Here is a 14,362-nt window from a genome sequence, read left to right as displayed (position 1 = left end):
TAGGGAGTAGCCATGGGCCGAGGAAGAGCCAAGGCGAAGCAGACGAAGGTCGCTCGCCAGCTGAAGTACGCCAACCACAACATCGACTACGACCGGCTGCGCGAGGAGCTGGGCGCGGACACGCCGCGCGAGGAGATGTACACGTCTACGGCGTCCGAGCAGGAGTCCGAGCGCGCGCAATGACGCGCGCCGGCTTCGCGGGGGCGTCCGCGACGTTCTCGGGCCGCCTGGCCTCCGGCGCCTGACCGGTCGCCGCGAGTTCCAGGCGGTGTTCCCGTGCCCGCCCGGCGGCGTGCCGCAGGGCGCGGGCCGGGCCACGGTGGTCCGGCGGGCTAGCCCGTCACCGCTTCGAGCAGGCGGCGCGCGTCGGCGAGCAGGCGGCCGGTGGCGGCCTGCGACACCGGGTCGGCGTTCTGCTGGAATCCGTGCGTGAGGCCGGGCTCCCTGCGGCACGTGACCGGCACGCCCGCCTCGGCCAGCCGGCGGGCGTACGCCTCGCCCTCGTCCCTGAGGGCGTCGTGCTCGGCGGTGACCACCAGCGTGGCGGGCATCCCGCTCAGGTCGGGCACGAGCAGCGGGCTCAGCCTCGGGTCGGCGCGCCGCGCCGGATCGGGCGCCCACTGCCGCACGGCCCAGGCGAGGAAGCTCTCGTCGAGGCCGTGACCGGTGCCCTTCTCCCGCACGCTGGGGCAGGAGAGCGTGAGGTCGGTGTTGGGGCAGACCAGGATCTGGGCGGCGGGCAACGGGTCGCCCGCGTCCCGCAGCGCCAGGCAGGCCATCGTGGCCAGGTAGCCGCCCGCGCTGTCCCCGGCCACCGCGACCGGACGGGCCTCGCGCAGCACGTCCACGACGTCCTCGACGGCCGCCGGGTACGGGTGCTCGGGCGCCAGCCGGTAGTCCACGGCCAGCACCTCCACGTCGCACTCGCGGGCCAGCAGGCGGCAGATCCGGTCGTGGGTGTCCAGGTCGCAGAGCACCCACGCGCCGCCGTGCACGTACACCACCAGCGGCCGCCGCTCCCGCGCGGGCCGGTAGTGCCGCAGCGGCAGCCCGCGCGGCCCGGCCAGGTCGCTCACCTGCGGCAGCTCGGGCCCCCGCGCACGCAGGTGCGCCCGCTCGGCGCTGCCCCTGCGCAGCTCGTGGACATCGGGATCGTTCATGGACGACGAGTGTAGGGATCACCGGCGGGCAAAAGATCTCGCGGCGCAGGCGCAAAGCCGGGCATGCGGGGAAGGCCGATGGGCAGGTGCCGATCGGCCGACAAGGAGATCCAGACATGCGCGTAGGAATCGTGGGTTCGGGCCGGCTCGGCGCGCCGCTCGGCCGGCTGTTCGCGGCGGCCGGTCACGACGTGCTCTTCAGCGACGCCCGGCCGGCCCTGGCCGAGGAGGCCGCGGCCGCCGCCGAGGGGCAGTCGGGCGTCGGCTCGCCGATCGAGTCGGCGCGCTTCGGCGAGGTCGTCGTCATGGCGGTGTGGTGGGAGGCGTTCCCCACCGTGGTCGAGGAGCTGGGCGCGGCGCTGGGCGGCAAGATCGTCATCGATCCCAGCAACCCGATCACCCGGCTCGACGGCGCCGAGGCGGTGGTGGCCGTGCCGGACGGGCTGACCAGCCCGCAGTACCAGCAGCACGTGCTCGGCCGCGAGGTGCGGCTGGTGCGCACGTTCAACACCAAGTACCCCAACGAGCTGCTGGACCTCGGCACGGCCGGGCAGCGGGGCGGCCCGCGGGCCGACATGCCCTACTGGGGCGACGACGAGGCCGCCAAGAAGGCCGTGGTGCCGCTCATCGAGGACGCCGGCTTCACCGCCATCGACGGAGGCGGGCTCGCCGACGCCCTGTGAGCCGGGCCGAGCCGGGCTGGGCCCGGCCGGCCCTACATGAGCCGGGACGGGCCTGGGGGAGCCGAGGGGGCCGGAATTAGGCCGCGCAGGTGTCGTGGGTGGCGTCGAAGCCCTTGATCGCCTCGGTGTCGTCGGCGCGCAGCGGCTTGAGCCCCTTCCAGTCGTCGCCGATCACCAGCACCAGGTGGTTCGTCCGGGCGCCGGCGACCAGCTTGGGCGTGGCGGCGAGCAGGTCGTTGGTGAGCGTGGGCACCCGCGTCTCGGCGTTGGGGCCGTAGAGCAGCGTGGTCTTCGCCTGGGGCTTCCTGGCCGTGTCGCCGATCTTGCTGATGTGGTAGCCGCGCTGTTCCAGGAAGGCGGCCACCTGCGTGCCGAGGCCGCCGCGGTAGGTGCCGTTGCGCAGCTCGATCTGGATCTTCGACCGCCCCACCTTGGCCTGGCCGCCCTTGACGCCCTGGACGCTCTGGTCCCTGGCGACGATCTGGAACAGCCGGCCCGCCTGCGGCTGCACCCACTCGACCCGGCCCGGCTGGGTCAGCGAGTAGTGCCAGGGGGTGGTGATGAACCGGATCTGCCCGGCGTTGAGGCCCTGGAGGCTGGTGGCGAGGTCCTTCATGACGCCCACCGACAGGTCGTCGTCGACGGTCACCGACTTGGTCCCGGCGTCGAGGAAGCCGAACAGCTTGGACGGGTCGGTGAGCGTCTCGCCGCTCATCACCTTCTTGAGCATCGAGGCGATGAACATCTGCTGCCGCTGGATGCGCCCGATGTCGGAGCCGTCGCCGAGGCTGTAGCGGGCGCGGACGTAGCCGAGCGCCTGCTCGCCGTTGAGCGTCTGCCGCCCGGCGGGCAGGTGGAGCAGGGCCTTCTTGTCGTTCACCGGGGAGGGCAGGCAGACCTCGACGCCGCCCACGGCGTTGACCATGCTCTTGAAGCCGGTGAAGTCCACCTTCACGAAGTGGTCGATGTGGATGCGGGTGAGCGACTCGATCGTCTTCCAGGTGCAGGCGATGCCCCCGGAGTTGAACGACTCGTTGATCATGCCCAGGTGCGGCTGCTGGCCGGGCAGGCCGCCCGTGGCCCGGCAGGCGGGGAGCTGGACCAGCGAGTCGCGCGGGAAGCTGATCACCATGGCGTTGTCCCGCTTGGACGACACGTGCGCCAGCATGATCGTGTCGGTGCGCTCGCCCGCGATGCGGCGGCCGTACCTGGCGTTCTTGCCGTCGCGCTGGTCGGAGCCCACGATCAGGACGTTCATCGCCGAGGTGGCGACCTTGGGGGGCCGCGTCTCGCCGAGGTCCTCCTTGGTGACCGTGGAGCGCTTGAGGTTGCCGCTGAGCTTCGCGGTGACGCCGACGGCCACGCCGGCGACCAGGAGGACGACGGCGACCGCGATCGCGATCACCCAGCGTAGCCAGCGCCCGTGGCGCCTCTTGGGGGCGCCGGGGTCGCTGGAGGGCGGAGCATCGACAAGCCCGCTGCTCACGTGACTCCAGAGGGACGGGGGCCGAGGGGCCACCGCCCCGGGCCAAGAGCCTCGCCGTACAAGTCTCGGCCGTTGAACGTGCCCGAGTGTACTCAGTCCGGGACGGGTATGCGGAGGGACCGCGTTCCTCGACGGTCAAGCCTCGGGTCAGCGCTCGCGCGGGGTCACCAGGCCCGACTCGTAGGCGAAGACCACGAGCTGGGCGCGGTCGCGGGCGTGCAGCTTGGTCATCGCCCGGCTGACGTGCGTCTTGGCGGTGGTCGGGCTGATCACCATCTGGGCGGCGATCTCGTCGTTGGACATGCCGCGGGCGACCAGGGCGGTCACCTCGCGTTCGCGGTTGGTGAGCACGTCCAGGCCCTGGGGGTCGGGTTCGGGGCGGCGGGCGACGTACTCGCCGATCAGGCGGCGGGTGATGGCGGGGGAGAGCAGGGCGTCGCCGCGGGCGGCCACCCTGACGCCCTGGAGCAGGTCCGCGGGCTCGGTGTCCTTGACCAGGAAGCCGCTCGCGCCGGCGCGCAGGGCGTGGAAGACGTACTCGTCCAGGCCGTAGTTGGTCAGGATCACCACGTGGAGCTCGGCCAGGCGTTCGTCGGCGGCGATCCGCCTGGTGGCCTCGATGCCGTCCATGACGGGCATCTGCACGTCCACGAGCGCCACGTCGGGGCGGTGCTCCAGGGCGAGGGCGACCGCCTGCTCCCCGTTGGCGGCCTCGGCGACGACCTCGATGTCGTCCTCGGCCTCCAGCAGGGCGCGGAAGCCGCCGCGGATGAGGGCCTGGTCGTCCACCAGCAGCACGCGGATCACCGGGCCTCCTGCAGCGGCAGCTCGGCGCGCACGGTGAACCCGCCCTCGGGACGCGGCCCGGTCGCCAGCCGCCCGCCGAGCGCCGTGACGCGCTCGCGCATGCCCAGCAGGCCCACTCCGGGGTCGCAGGGGCCGCCGTTCGCTCGCCCGTCGTCGTCCACCTGCACGATCAGCTCCTCCTCGCCGTAGTCGACGCGTACCGAGGCGGTGGCGGGACCGGCGTGCTTGGAGACGTTGGTCAGCGCCTCCTGGACGATCCGGTAGGCCGCCCGGTCGACCTCGGCCGGCAGGTCGCGGCGGTCGCCGGTGACCGTCACCGTGGCCGGGACGCCGGTCGAGCGGGCCCGTTCGACCAGGTGGGTGAGCCGGTCGAGGCCGCTGGCCGCGGGGGCGTCGTCGTCCTCGCGCAGCACCTCCAGCGTGGCGCGCAGCTCGCGCATGGCCTCGCCGCTGGCCTCCTGGATGGCCAGCAGCGCCGCCGGCACCTCCTCGCCGCGCTTGCGCGCGAGGTGCACGGCCACGCCCGCCTGCACCTTGATGACCGAGATGGTGTGGGTGAGCGAGTCGTGCAGCTCCCTGGCGATGCGCAGCCGCTCCTCGCCCGCCCGGCGCAGCGCCGCCTCCTCGCGGGTCCGCTCGGCCTCGGCGGCCCGCTGCTCGACCTGCACGAGGTACGCCTGCCGGTGCCGGGTCACGGTCGCGGTCACCCCGGCCGCCAGGAACCAGCCGAGCAGCAGCGTCGTCTTCTGCACGATCTCCTGCGCGGTCTGCCCGTCGGGGGTGGCCAGGTTGACCGCCAGGGTCCCGCCCAGGAACACCGCGCCGGCCGCCGCCGCGAGCGCCCGGTGACCGGCCCTGACCGTGGCGAACACGGTCACCATCACCGGGAAGGCGGCCGGCGGGCCGGGCTGCGCGTGCGCGGAGTAGACCAGCATGCACAGCGTGGTGACCAGCAGCGCCGGGACCGGCGCCCGCCGCCAGGCGACGAGCGCGAGCGACCCGGCGAGCACGGCGGCGTAGTCCGCGGGCCCCGCGTCCGGCGTGGCCACCACGGTCGCCGTCAGCAGCACGGCCACGACAGCCGCGAGGGCCGCGTCCATGACGGCGGGGTGCCATCGCAAGCTCATGCCAAGCACAGTAGAGCCTGATGTGTCGATAATCGTCCTCACGTGGGCGGAATGGGGGACTACTCCCGCCGTCGTACGCCGTCCGCCTCTGCGCCCCGCGCCGTAGCCGCGGAAGTCATCCCGGGCAGGACGACTCCGGCCCGTCCCGCGGCCCACCATGGCGGCCATGAACACGACGCAGACGGCCGCAGGCCAGTTCCGCTACGTCACGCCCGTCCGGCCGCAGGACGCCACGGGCCGGGTGGCCCAGGTCTACGCCCGCCTCGCCGACGACTTCGGCATGGCCCGCATGGCGGTCTTCCTGACCCTGTCGCCCGCGCCCGCCGTGCTGGCCGGGACCTGGGCGCTGCTGCGGGAGTCGCTGCTGGCCGGGCCGGGGTCCAGGACCGGCAGGGAGGTGGTGGCGCTGGGGGTGTCGCTGGCCAACCGGTGCCCGTTCTGCGTGGCCGCGCACACGACGCTGCTGCACGCCACCGGCGACCACAGGCTGGCCGAGACCGTCGCGGCCGGGGGCGTGCCGGCGGATCCCGGGCACGCCGCGCTGCTGCGGTGGGCCAAGGACCGGCGCGTGCCCGCGCCCTTCCCCGCGGACGAGGCGCCCGCGTACGTCGGCACCGCGCTGACCTTCCACTTCGTCAACCGGATCGCCTCGTCCCTGCTCACCGAGAACCTGCTGCCGGGCAACCTGCAGAAGTCGCGCCTGGTGCGCAGCGTGGGCGGCCGGGCCATGTCCCGGACGGTGCGCAGGGAGCTGCCGCCCGGCGCGGGCCTGGACGTGCTGGACGGCCTGCCCTCCTCGCCCGAGCCCGCCTGGGCGGCCGGCACGCCGGTCGGCACGGCGTACGCCACGCTCATGGCCGTCGCGGCGACGGGCGGGGAGCTGCTCGGCGAGGCGGCGCGGACGGCCGTCACCGAGGCGGTCGCGGCCTGGGACGGCGAGCACCCGCCGATGGGCGGCGACTGGCTCTCGGGCCCGCTGACGGGCGTGCCCGGCGAGGAACGGCCGGGAGCCAGGCTCGCGCTGCTCGCCGCCCTCGCCCCCTACCGGGTCACCGACGCGGACGTCGCCGCCTGGCGCGGCGATGCGACGACGGACGAGGACCTGGTGCGGCTCGTCGCCTTCGGCGCCGCCACGGCGACGCGGCACGCGGAGGGCGTCCTCACCGGGACCCGCGCGGGCGCGGGCGGGCGGTCAGGCCGGTAGGCAGGCGGGCGGGCGGCCCGAGGCGGGCCAGACGTATTCCAGGTCGTCGGGCTCGTCGCCGAAGAGCGGGCGGTAGTGATCGGGGTCCTTGCGCAGGAGGGCGGAGCGGTGGCTGAGGTGGAAGGCGTCGTCGCCGAGCCAGGGCGGCAGCTCGCCGGCCGCCGCCAGCTCGTGCTGGGTGCGGATGACGGGGGTGCCGCAGGCGCGGCCCAGCTCGACGGACATCGTGGCCGCGCAGGTGTCGGCCCGGCCGGTCGAGCACCAGCGTTCGCACACGTCGAGCCCGTAGCGGACCAGGGCCTCCTCGTAGCCGGCCCACATCTTGACGGCGGGGTGGTGGCGCCAGCCGTAGCCGGGGACGATCAGGGCGCGCAGCACCTGCAGGGCCTCCACCCGCTGCTTGCCCAGCCGCAGCGCGTCCAGGACCCCGGCACTGGCCGCGAAATCCGGATACGGAAGAAATGTCTGCATCTATACCCCCGCTGACCTGGTCTTTCCCGCCTGCCGCCCCGCGAGATCGTATATGGACCGCACGCCTCGCGGCGCGCACAATCGGCCCATGGGCTATGTCGGCGCGCGGACGCCTCGCAGGGAAGACGCCAGACTGCTGACCGGAAAGGGGAGATACGTCGGCAACGTACGCCTGCCCGGTATGGCGTACGCGGTGGTGGTGCGCAGCCCCGTCGCGCACGGACGGCTCCTCGGCTGCGACGCCAAGGCGGCCTGGACGGTCGAGGGGGTGCTCGACGTCATCACCCCCGCCGACGCCGCGGAGCTGCTGCTGCCCTGCGTCACCCTCGCCCCCGGCCAGCGGCTGACCGCCTACCGGGTGCTCGACGACACGATCAGGTACGCCGGCCAGCCGATCGCCGTCGTCGTGGCCGGCACCCCCGCCGCCGCCCGCGACGCCGCGGACCTGCTGGACCTGGAGCTCGACCAGTCGCCCGCGACCGTCGGCGCGGAACGCGCACTCGACGAGGACGCGCCGCTGCTCTACCCCGAGTGGGGCACGAACCTGGTCACCGACTTCCTGCTCGGCGACGCCGACTGCGCGGAGTTCGTCGAGTCCGCCGAGCACGTCGTCGAGATGACGTTCAGGACGGGCCGGATCTCACCGCATCCCGTCGAGCCGCGCGGCGTGGTGGCCTCCTACGCCGACGACGAGCTGACCGTGCACACCTCCTCCCAGGCCCCGCACCACGTGCGCGAGCACCTGGCCGACGCGTTCGGGCTCACCCACGACCGGGTACGCGTGATCAGCCGGGACGTCGGCGGCGGGTTCGGCGGCAAGGAGCACGTCTACCCCGACGAGGCGCTCGTCTGCCTGGCCGCGATGCGGACGGGCCGCCCGGTGAGCTGGACCGAGTCGCCCGGCGACCGGCTGGCGGCGACCCTGCCCGCGCGGGCCGCCGTCCACCGGGCCAGGCTGGCGCTCGACGGCCAGGGCCGGTTCGTCGCCCTGGACGCCGACATCCTCGGCGACCTCGGCGCCCATCCCTCGAACGTGGGCATCTCGCCCTTCGCGGTCTCGGCCACCCTGCTGCCGGGGCCGTACCGGTTCGAGCGGGTCGGCGTACGGGTGCGCGGGGTGGTCACCAACACCACCCCGACCGGCTCCTACCGCGGCTTCGGGCAGCCCGAGTGCACCTGGACCAGGGAGCGCCTGATCGACGAGGCGGCCCGGCGGCTCGGCCTGGACCCGGTCGAGCTGCGGCTGCGCAACATGCTGACGCCGGACGAGCTGCCGTGCACGAGCCGGGTCTACCAGCAGTACGACTCCGGCGACTATCCCCGGGCCCTGCGCACCCTGCGCGACCTGGTCACCCCGGTCACCGGCGTGGACGACGGCCGCCTTCGCGGCGTCGGCTACTCCTGCCACGTCGAGACCACCGGCCTGGGCCCGTCGATGGAGATGAAGGCGTCGGGCATCCAGGCGGGCGGCTACGAGACGGCGGTGCTGCGCATGGAGCCGGACGCGTCGGTGGTGGTGTCGTCCGGGGTGGTCTCGATCGGGCAGGGCATCGAGACCGCGCTGGCCCAGGTCGCGGCCGACCGGATGGGGGTGCCGATCGAGCGGGTGCGGGTGGTGCTGGGGGACACGGCGGCGACGCCGTACTCGTCGATCGGGTCGATCGCCAGCCGGTCGCTGGCGGTCGGCGGCGGGGCGCTCGTCCAGGCCGCCGCCCGGCTGCGGAACAAGCTGCTGGCCATCGCCGCCCACCGGCTGGAGGCGGCGCCCGGCGACCTGGAGATCGCCGAGGAGCGCGTACGCGTCAAGGGCGACCCGCGGGCGTCGGTGTCGCTGCGGGAGCTGGCCACGTCCGCCTGGCGGGCCTGGGACCTGCCGGAAGGCGTCACGCCGGGGTTGGAGGAGCGGGTCAGCTACGACCCGGCCGCCTACACGTTCGCCTACGGCGCGCACGCCGCCGCCGTCGCGGTGGACCCCGAGACCGGCGCGGTCGAGGTGGAGCGCTACTGGGTGGTCAACGACGCCGGGACGCTGGTCAACCCGTCCATGGTCGAGGGCCAGATCCGCGGCGGGGTCGCGCAGAGCATCGGCATGGCGCTGACCGAGGAGATCGTCCACACCGAGGACGGGCAGCCGCTCGCCGAGTACCTGCTGCCGACCACCCGCGAGGTGCCCGACATCGAGGTCGTGCTGCTGGAGACCCCCTCGCCGCTCACCCCTGGCGGCATGAAGGGGGCGGGCGAGGCGGGCACGATCGGCCCGCCCGCCGCCATCGGCAACGCGGTCGCCGCCGCCATGCCCGAGCTGGCCGGACGCGTCACCGACGTGCCCCTCACCCCTCAGGCCGTGTGGAGGTGTCGGCACCTCTGACCTGGGCACGAGGAGCCTGAAGGTTCGGATCGGGGGACGAATCATGGAATATCGTGCACTCTTGGCGTCCATCGGCCGCATGACGGGCCTGGGCGCCGGCCCGGCCAGAGCGGCGGCGGAGGCCACGCTGACCACGCTCGCCCGCACACTCGACGACGACGACCGGCGCGAGCTCATCGACGCCCTGCCGCCCGAGCTGACCAACGACTTCCCCATGGACCATCCGCGCAACGACGGCACCGAGGAGGGCTTCGTCCGGCAGGCGGCGCTGCTCGGCCGCCGTCCGCCCGAGCAGGCCAGGATCAGGGCGCAGGCCGTGCTGGCCGCCGTCGCCGAGCAGGACCCCGAGCTGATCGCCCGGCTGCACATCCCCGAGCAGGTACGCCCCCTGTTCGACCCGCCGGACAGCGGCGGCGGCATCACCGGCCCCAAGGGGCACGCCGCCCCGCTCACCGCCGACGAGATCGCCGCGGCCCTCGCCACCCTGCCGCTGTGGACCGGCGACCGCTCGGCGCTGCGCCGGGAGATCTCCCTGCCGCGGGAGAACCTGCGTGCCGTCCGCCGCGCGCTCGACCGGCTCAAGGCCACCTACGGCCGGCAGCCCCAGCTCCACGACACCGCCGACGGCCTGGCCATCGTGGTCAGGACCGTCTCCGTGGGCGCGGTGACGGCCCTCGACGTGCAGCTGGCCAGGCGGGTCGACGACCTCATCGAGGAGGTGGGCGCCGGCATCGGCCGCCCGTAGCCGCGGGCCCGGCCGGTCTCGGGGCGCGGGCCTGGCTAGCCGCGCGGCCGGTCGGGCGTCGTCTCGCCGGTCAGGTCCTCCAGGTGCTTGCCCGACTGCGACAGGGCCTGTTCCAGCGCCGCCTGCCCGGCGGTCTTGTGCTCCGCCGGGGTCCTCCCCGCCACGCCCGGACGTCCGGCCGGGCGCTCACCCGGACGTTCACCCGGGCGCTCGGCCGGACGCCTGGCCGGACGCCTGGCCGCGTCGAGGAGCGGCGTGGTGTCGGTCTCGGGGGTGTTCTCGTCAGGACTGCTCATGGCCCTGTCCGTACCCGCTGACCTGGGAAGACATGTCGGACGCGAAGAAAGTCGGGATTTCTCGGAAAACGTTCGACCCGAACGGCCCTTGCGTGCGTACAGGTTTGGACAGCCGCATGTCCGACAACTCGGAGGCAGGTCTCGTGTTGACTGAAACGAGCATTCGTCGCCGCCCTTCCCAGGATGGAGAGGCCATGTCCAGGCTGCGGTCGGCCCGGCGGAGCCGGATGCAGTACGTATGGCCGTTGCGCCCGGACGCCCGGACCGTCGGCCACGCCCGGTCGATCGTCCGGGAGGAGCTGTCCGGGCTCGACCTGCACGACGACGTCGTGGACGACGCCGTCCTCATGGTGAGCGAGCTGGTCACCAACGCGTTCATGTACGGCGAGGGCCCCTACGAGCTGCTCCTGCACGTGGACGCCAAGGAGGTCATGTGCGTCGTCGTGGACGCCGGCCCGCCCCTGCCCGCCCCCTCGGTCCCCGACTCGTCCGCCGAGCACGGACGGGGGCTGCGCATCGTCGCCCGGCTCTCCGACGGCTTCTACGGCTGTCATCCCCAGCGGTACCTGACCCACCCCGACCTGGTCGGCAAGGCCACCTGGTTCGCGCTGCCACGCCGCGGCGGGCCCGGCAACGTCGTCCCGATCAGGGCGGGCACGTAGAGGGTTTCCAGTCTCCTGCAAGTCGGCCCGACCATACTGTGATCGATTTGGACGAAGCCGATGAGTGGGACAACGTGGAATTCCGAGTTCTGGGGCCGCTGGAGGTCCGCGACGCCGACGGGGGCGCGGTCGGTCTCGGCGGCCCCCGTCCGCGAGCCGTGCTGGCCCGGCTGCTGGTCGCGCAGGGGGCCGTGGTCCCCGCCGAGACGCTGATCGACGACCTGTACGGCGACGCCGCCCCGCCCAGCGCCCTGCCCACCCTGCACTCCTACGTCTCCAACCTGCGCCGCGCGATCGAGCCGGACCGGGGGCCGCGCGCCCGGCCCAGGACGCTGATCGCCCGCCCGCCCGGCTACCTGCTGGCCGCCGCCGACGTGGACGCGCTCCGCTTCGCCGCGCTGGTGAACCGGGCCGAGTTCCGGTCGGCCGAGGAGGCGCTGGCCTGCCTGGAGGAGGCGCTCGGGCTGTGGCGCGGCTCGCCGTACGAGGAGTTCCAGGACGAGCCGTGGACGATCGTCGAGGTGAGCCGCCTGCGCGAGCTGCGCCTGGTCGCGGTCGAGCGGCGGGCCCGCGCGCTGCTCGACCTGGGCCGTCCGCAGGCGTTGATCACCGAGCTGGAGGCCGAGACCGTCGCCAACCCGCTGCGCGAGCGCCTGTGGTGCCTGCTCGCGCTGTCCCTGTACCGCACCGGCCGCCAGGCCGAGGCGCTGGCCGTGCTGCGTACGGCGGCCAGGCGGCTGTCCGAGGAGCTCGGCCTCGATCCCGGGCCCGAGCTGCGGTCGCTGGAGTCGGACATCCTGCGCCAGGCCGGCTCGCTCGCGCCGGTGGACGACACCCCGGCGCTGGTGGCCGCGCCACGCCCGCTGGACGTCCCGCACGGGCGGGAGGCCGAGCTGGCCGAGCTGGTGGCGGTGGCCGAGCGGGCCGCGCCCGCCGGGCTCGCGGTCGCCGAGGTCAGCGGTGAGCCGGGGATCGGGAAGACGCGGCTGCTGGAGGCGTTCGGCGAGCACTGCGCGCGGCTCGGCCGGCTCGTGCTCCGCGGACGCTGCCACGACGCCGAGGGCACGCCCGCGCTGTGGCCGTGGACGCAGGTGTTCCAGGCGCTGGAGCCGCACTGCCCGCCGCCGGACCGCGAGCCCCTGTCCGGCCTCCTCGACGCCCGCCCCGAAGCGCCGCCGGACGCCGGTGGCCCGGCCGAGGTCCTGTTGTCGCGCCGGAACCAGGCCGCCGCCCGATGGCTGGTCACGGCCTCGCGCGCCCAGCCGCTCGTCATCGTCCTGGACGATCTCCAATGGGCCGACCCGGCCTCGCTCGACCTGCTCAGGCATCTGGTCATGCTGCTGCGCGGCGGCGCGGTCACGCTGGTCGCGGCCTTCCGCACCGGGACCGGCGACGTGCTCGGGCGGCTGGTCCGCTACGACCTGTCGCGGGTGCGCCTGACCGGCGTCGGCCCCGAGGCGGTCCGGGCCATCGCGGCCGACCTCGGCGTCGAGCTGGACGACGAGTCGTGCGCCAGGATGGCCGACCGCACCGGCGGCAACCCGTTCTTCCTGCGCGAGAGCATCAGGCTGCTCGCTCAGAACCCGGACGTGGACGAGGTGCCCGAGGCGGTGGCCGAGCTGGTCCGCCTGCGGCTGGACGCGCTCGCCGGGGTCACGGACGTGCTGGCGGTCGCGGCGCTGGCCGGCCGGGAGTTCGACCCGGCCGTGGTGGCCCGGGTCGCGGGGGAGGAGGCGTACGGGCCGCTCGACCGGGCCGTGCGCGGCGGCCTGCTGGCGGCGCGGGCCGGCGGGCGGCTGGCGTTCGTGCACGACCTGGTGCGCGAGGCGCTCGTCAGGGACCTGCCGCCGCTGCGCAGGGCGGCGCTGCACCGGGACCTGGCCGCCGCGCTGTCCGCCCGTCCGGCGACCGACGTCGAGGTGATCGCCCATCACGCCGTGCAGGCCGGGCCGGTGGCGTACGGGGAGGCGGTGCGGTGGGCGCGGGCCGCGGCCGAGCAGGCCGAGCTGCGCCTGGGCTACGCCGAGTCCGCGTCCTGGCTGGGGCACGCGGTGACCGCGCACGACGCCTGCGGCGGCGACCCGGCCGAGCACGTGGAGCTGCTGCTGCGGCAGGTGCGCGCGCTGCTCGCGGCGGGCGAGCCGGCTGCCGCCCGCCGGGTCAGGGACCAGGCCGTGCGGGCGGCCGACCGCGTCACGGACGGGGGAGCGGCGCTCCGGGTCCGGGCGCTGACCTCGTTCGACACGCCGACGATCTGGACGCTGCGCGACCCGTACGGCGCGGCCGACCCGCTGCTCGTCCGCCGCTTCGAGGACGCGCTGCGCGAGCTGCCGGAACCGGACGGCCCCGAGCGCGCGATGCTGCTGGCCGGGCTGGCCCAGGAGCTCTACGACGCCTCCGGCGACCCGCGGGCCGAGGGGCTGTCCGCGCAGGCCGTGGCCATGGCCCGGCGGCTGGGCGACCGGCGGCTGCTGATGCGCGCGCTCAACGCCAGGCACCTGTCGCTGCCGCGTCCGCTGCACGTGCACGAGCTGGCGGACCTCGCCGCCGAGCTGCACGAGCTGGCGGACGGCGAGCCGGCCTACCAGCTGCTGGCGAACATGATGGACGCCCACAACCGGCTGGAGCTGTTCGACGTCACTGGCGCCGACCTGGCCGCGGCCCGCTGCGACGACCTGCTCGACCGGCTCCCGCTGCCCTGGCCGCGCTTCCAGCACACGCTCTGGCGGGCGGGCCGGATGGTGCTCGGCGGCCACTTCGACCAGGCGGACGACCTGTACGCCGACGCCGCCGACCAGGCGTCCGGCCTCGGCATCTGGCACGCCACCCGCGCGGTGACCGCCGGCCGCCTGGCCCTGGACTACCACCGGGGCACGATGGCCGCCGCGGGCCCGCTCATCGACGTCCTGCGCGGCGCGAACCACGCCCTCGACCAGGCCGCCCGCACCCTCCACCGGCACGCCCAGGGCCGCCTGGACGAGGCCCGCGAGCTGGACGGCCAACCGCTGCTCGACCGGTCGCGCCCGTCCACCCTGTGCCTGCGGGCCGCCGCCGCGGCGGCGCTCGGCCGGGTGCACGAGTGCCGCCTGCTCTACGAGGCGCTGCTGCCCTTCGGCGGCCGGATCACCGTCCTGTCGGCCTGCGCCTGGGTGGGGCCGGTGGACTGGCATCTCGCGCTGCTGGCCGAGGCGACCGGCCGGCACGAGAGCGCGGTCCGCCACCTGACCGAGCTCGAACGGCTGGCCGCCCGCAACGGCCTGACCTGGTGGCGCGACCGGGCGGCCGAGGCCCGCCGGGGACCCGGCCGCAAGCACCTGCAACTGGCCACCAGCGGATGACAAGGGTTCCCTGAT

General features: G+C 74.7%; 13 protein-coding genes. 7 read left to right on the top strand and 6 right to left on the bottom strand.

Annotation, left to right across the window (positions count from 1 at the left end):
• The first annotated feature begins 12 nt into the window (after window positions 1–12).
• A complete protein-coding gene (locus tag ACFYUV_RS24960) occupies window positions 13–183 on the top strand; it encodes a DUF3073 domain-containing protein (protein WP_358291422.1) in 171 nt (56 codons plus the stop codon).
• Between the two features lie 149 nt (window positions 184–332).
• Here the strand turns inward: ACFYUV_RS24960 and ACFYUV_RS24955 are convergent, their stop codons facing one another.
• Window positions 333–1,160 (bottom strand): alpha/beta hydrolase, encoded by an 828-nt coding sequence (locus ACFYUV_RS24955; RefSeq protein WP_387671655.1) that lies wholly within the window; start codon window positions 1,158–1,160, stop codon window positions 333–335.
• Between the two features lie 116 nt (window positions 1,161–1,276).
• Here ACFYUV_RS24955 and ACFYUV_RS24950 point away from each other — a divergent pair, with 116 nt between their 5' ends.
• A complete protein-coding gene (locus tag ACFYUV_RS24950) occupies window positions 1,277–1,843 on the top strand; it encodes an NAD(P)-binding domain-containing protein (protein WP_352318322.1) in 567 nt (188 codons plus the stop codon).
• A 76-nt stretch (window positions 1,844–1,919) separates the two neighbouring features.
• Here ACFYUV_RS24950 and ACFYUV_RS24945 read toward each other — a convergent pair whose 3' ends face one another.
• From ACFYUV_RS24945 to ACFYUV_RS24935, 3 genes are all read right to left on the bottom strand, one after another.
• On the bottom strand, window positions 1,920–3,329 hold the full coding sequence (locus tag ACFYUV_RS24945) for an LCP family protein (protein WP_387671653.1): 1,410 nt from the start codon (window positions 3,327–3,329) through the stop codon (window positions 1,920–1,922).
• A gap of 147 nt (window positions 3,330–3,476) precedes the next feature.
• Window positions 3,477–4,136 carry a response regulator gene (locus ACFYUV_RS24940; protein WP_387671651.1) on the bottom strand — a complete coding sequence of 220 codons (660 nt, stop codon included), beginning with the start codon at window positions 4,134–4,136 and terminating at the stop codon, window positions 3,477–3,479.
• Window positions 4,133–5,263 (bottom strand): sensor histidine kinase, encoded by a 1,131-nt coding sequence (locus ACFYUV_RS24935; RefSeq protein WP_387671649.1) that lies wholly within the window; start codon window positions 5,261–5,263, stop codon window positions 4,133–4,135. Before ACFYUV_RS24935 ends, ACFYUV_RS24940 begins: the two co-directional genes overlap by 4 nt.
• A gap of 166 nt (window positions 5,264–5,429) precedes the next feature.
• On the opposite strand from ACFYUV_RS24935, the gene ACFYUV_RS24930 reads away from it, so the two are divergent.
• A complete protein-coding gene (locus ACFYUV_RS24930; protein ID WP_387671647.1) occupies window positions 5,430–6,467 on the top strand; it encodes a carboxymuconolactone decarboxylase family protein in 1,038 nt (345 codons plus the stop codon).
• Here the strand turns inward: ACFYUV_RS24930 and ACFYUV_RS24925 are convergent.
• A complete protein-coding gene (locus tag ACFYUV_RS24925) occupies window positions 6,456–6,938 on the bottom strand; it encodes an MSMEG_6728 family protein (RefSeq protein ID WP_387671646.1) in 483 nt (160 codons plus the stop codon). The genes ACFYUV_RS24930 and ACFYUV_RS24925 overlap by 12 nt on opposite strands.
• An 88-nt stretch (window positions 6,939–7,026) precedes the next feature.
• Between ACFYUV_RS24925 and ACFYUV_RS24920 the strand changes: the two genes are divergently transcribed.
• Both ACFYUV_RS24920 and ACFYUV_RS24915 read left to right on the top strand, forming a co-directional pair.
• On the top strand, window positions 7,027–9,306 hold the full coding sequence (locus tag ACFYUV_RS24920) for a xanthine dehydrogenase family protein molybdopterin-binding subunit (protein ID WP_387671644.1): 2,280 nt from the start codon (window positions 7,027–7,029) through the stop codon (window positions 9,304–9,306).
• A 61-nt stretch (window positions 9,307–9,367) separates the two neighbouring features.
• Window positions 9,368–10,051: a DUF2267 domain-containing protein gene (locus ACFYUV_RS24915; protein ID WP_358291440.1), complete on the top strand. Its 684-nt coding sequence runs from the start codon at window positions 9,368–9,370 to the stop codon at window positions 10,049–10,051.
• Between the two features lie 35 nt (window positions 10,052–10,086).
• Here the strand turns inward: ACFYUV_RS24915 and ACFYUV_RS24910 are convergent, their stop codons facing one another.
• Complete coding sequence (locus ACFYUV_RS24910) at window positions 10,087–10,347, bottom strand: hypothetical protein (RefSeq protein ID WP_387671642.1); 261 nt, start codon at window positions 10,345–10,347, stop codon at window positions 10,087–10,089.
• Window positions 10,348–10,541: 194 nt separating this feature from the next.
• On the opposite strand from ACFYUV_RS24910, the gene ACFYUV_RS24905 reads away from it, so the two are divergent.
• Together ACFYUV_RS24905 and ACFYUV_RS24900 are read left to right on the top strand one after the other, a co-directional pair.
• Entirely contained in the window at window positions 10,542–11,009 is a 468-nt protein-coding gene (locus ACFYUV_RS24905) for an ATP-binding protein (protein WP_387671640.1), read from the top strand.
• Between the two features lie 47 nt (window positions 11,010–11,056).
• A complete protein-coding gene (locus ACFYUV_RS24900; RefSeq protein WP_387671638.1) occupies window positions 11,057–14,347 on the top strand; it encodes a BTAD domain-containing putative transcriptional regulator in 3,291 nt (1,096 codons plus the stop codon).
• Window positions 14,348–14,362: the final 15 nt, after the last annotated feature.

The organism is Nonomuraea sp. NPDC003560, assembly GCF_042878785.1.
Taxonomy (GTDB): Bacteria; Actinomycetota; Actinomycetes; order Streptosporangiales; family Streptosporangiaceae; genus Nonomuraea.
Note: the sequence above shows the minus strand (reverse complement) of the source record. Positions and strands in the feature narration are given on the sequence as shown.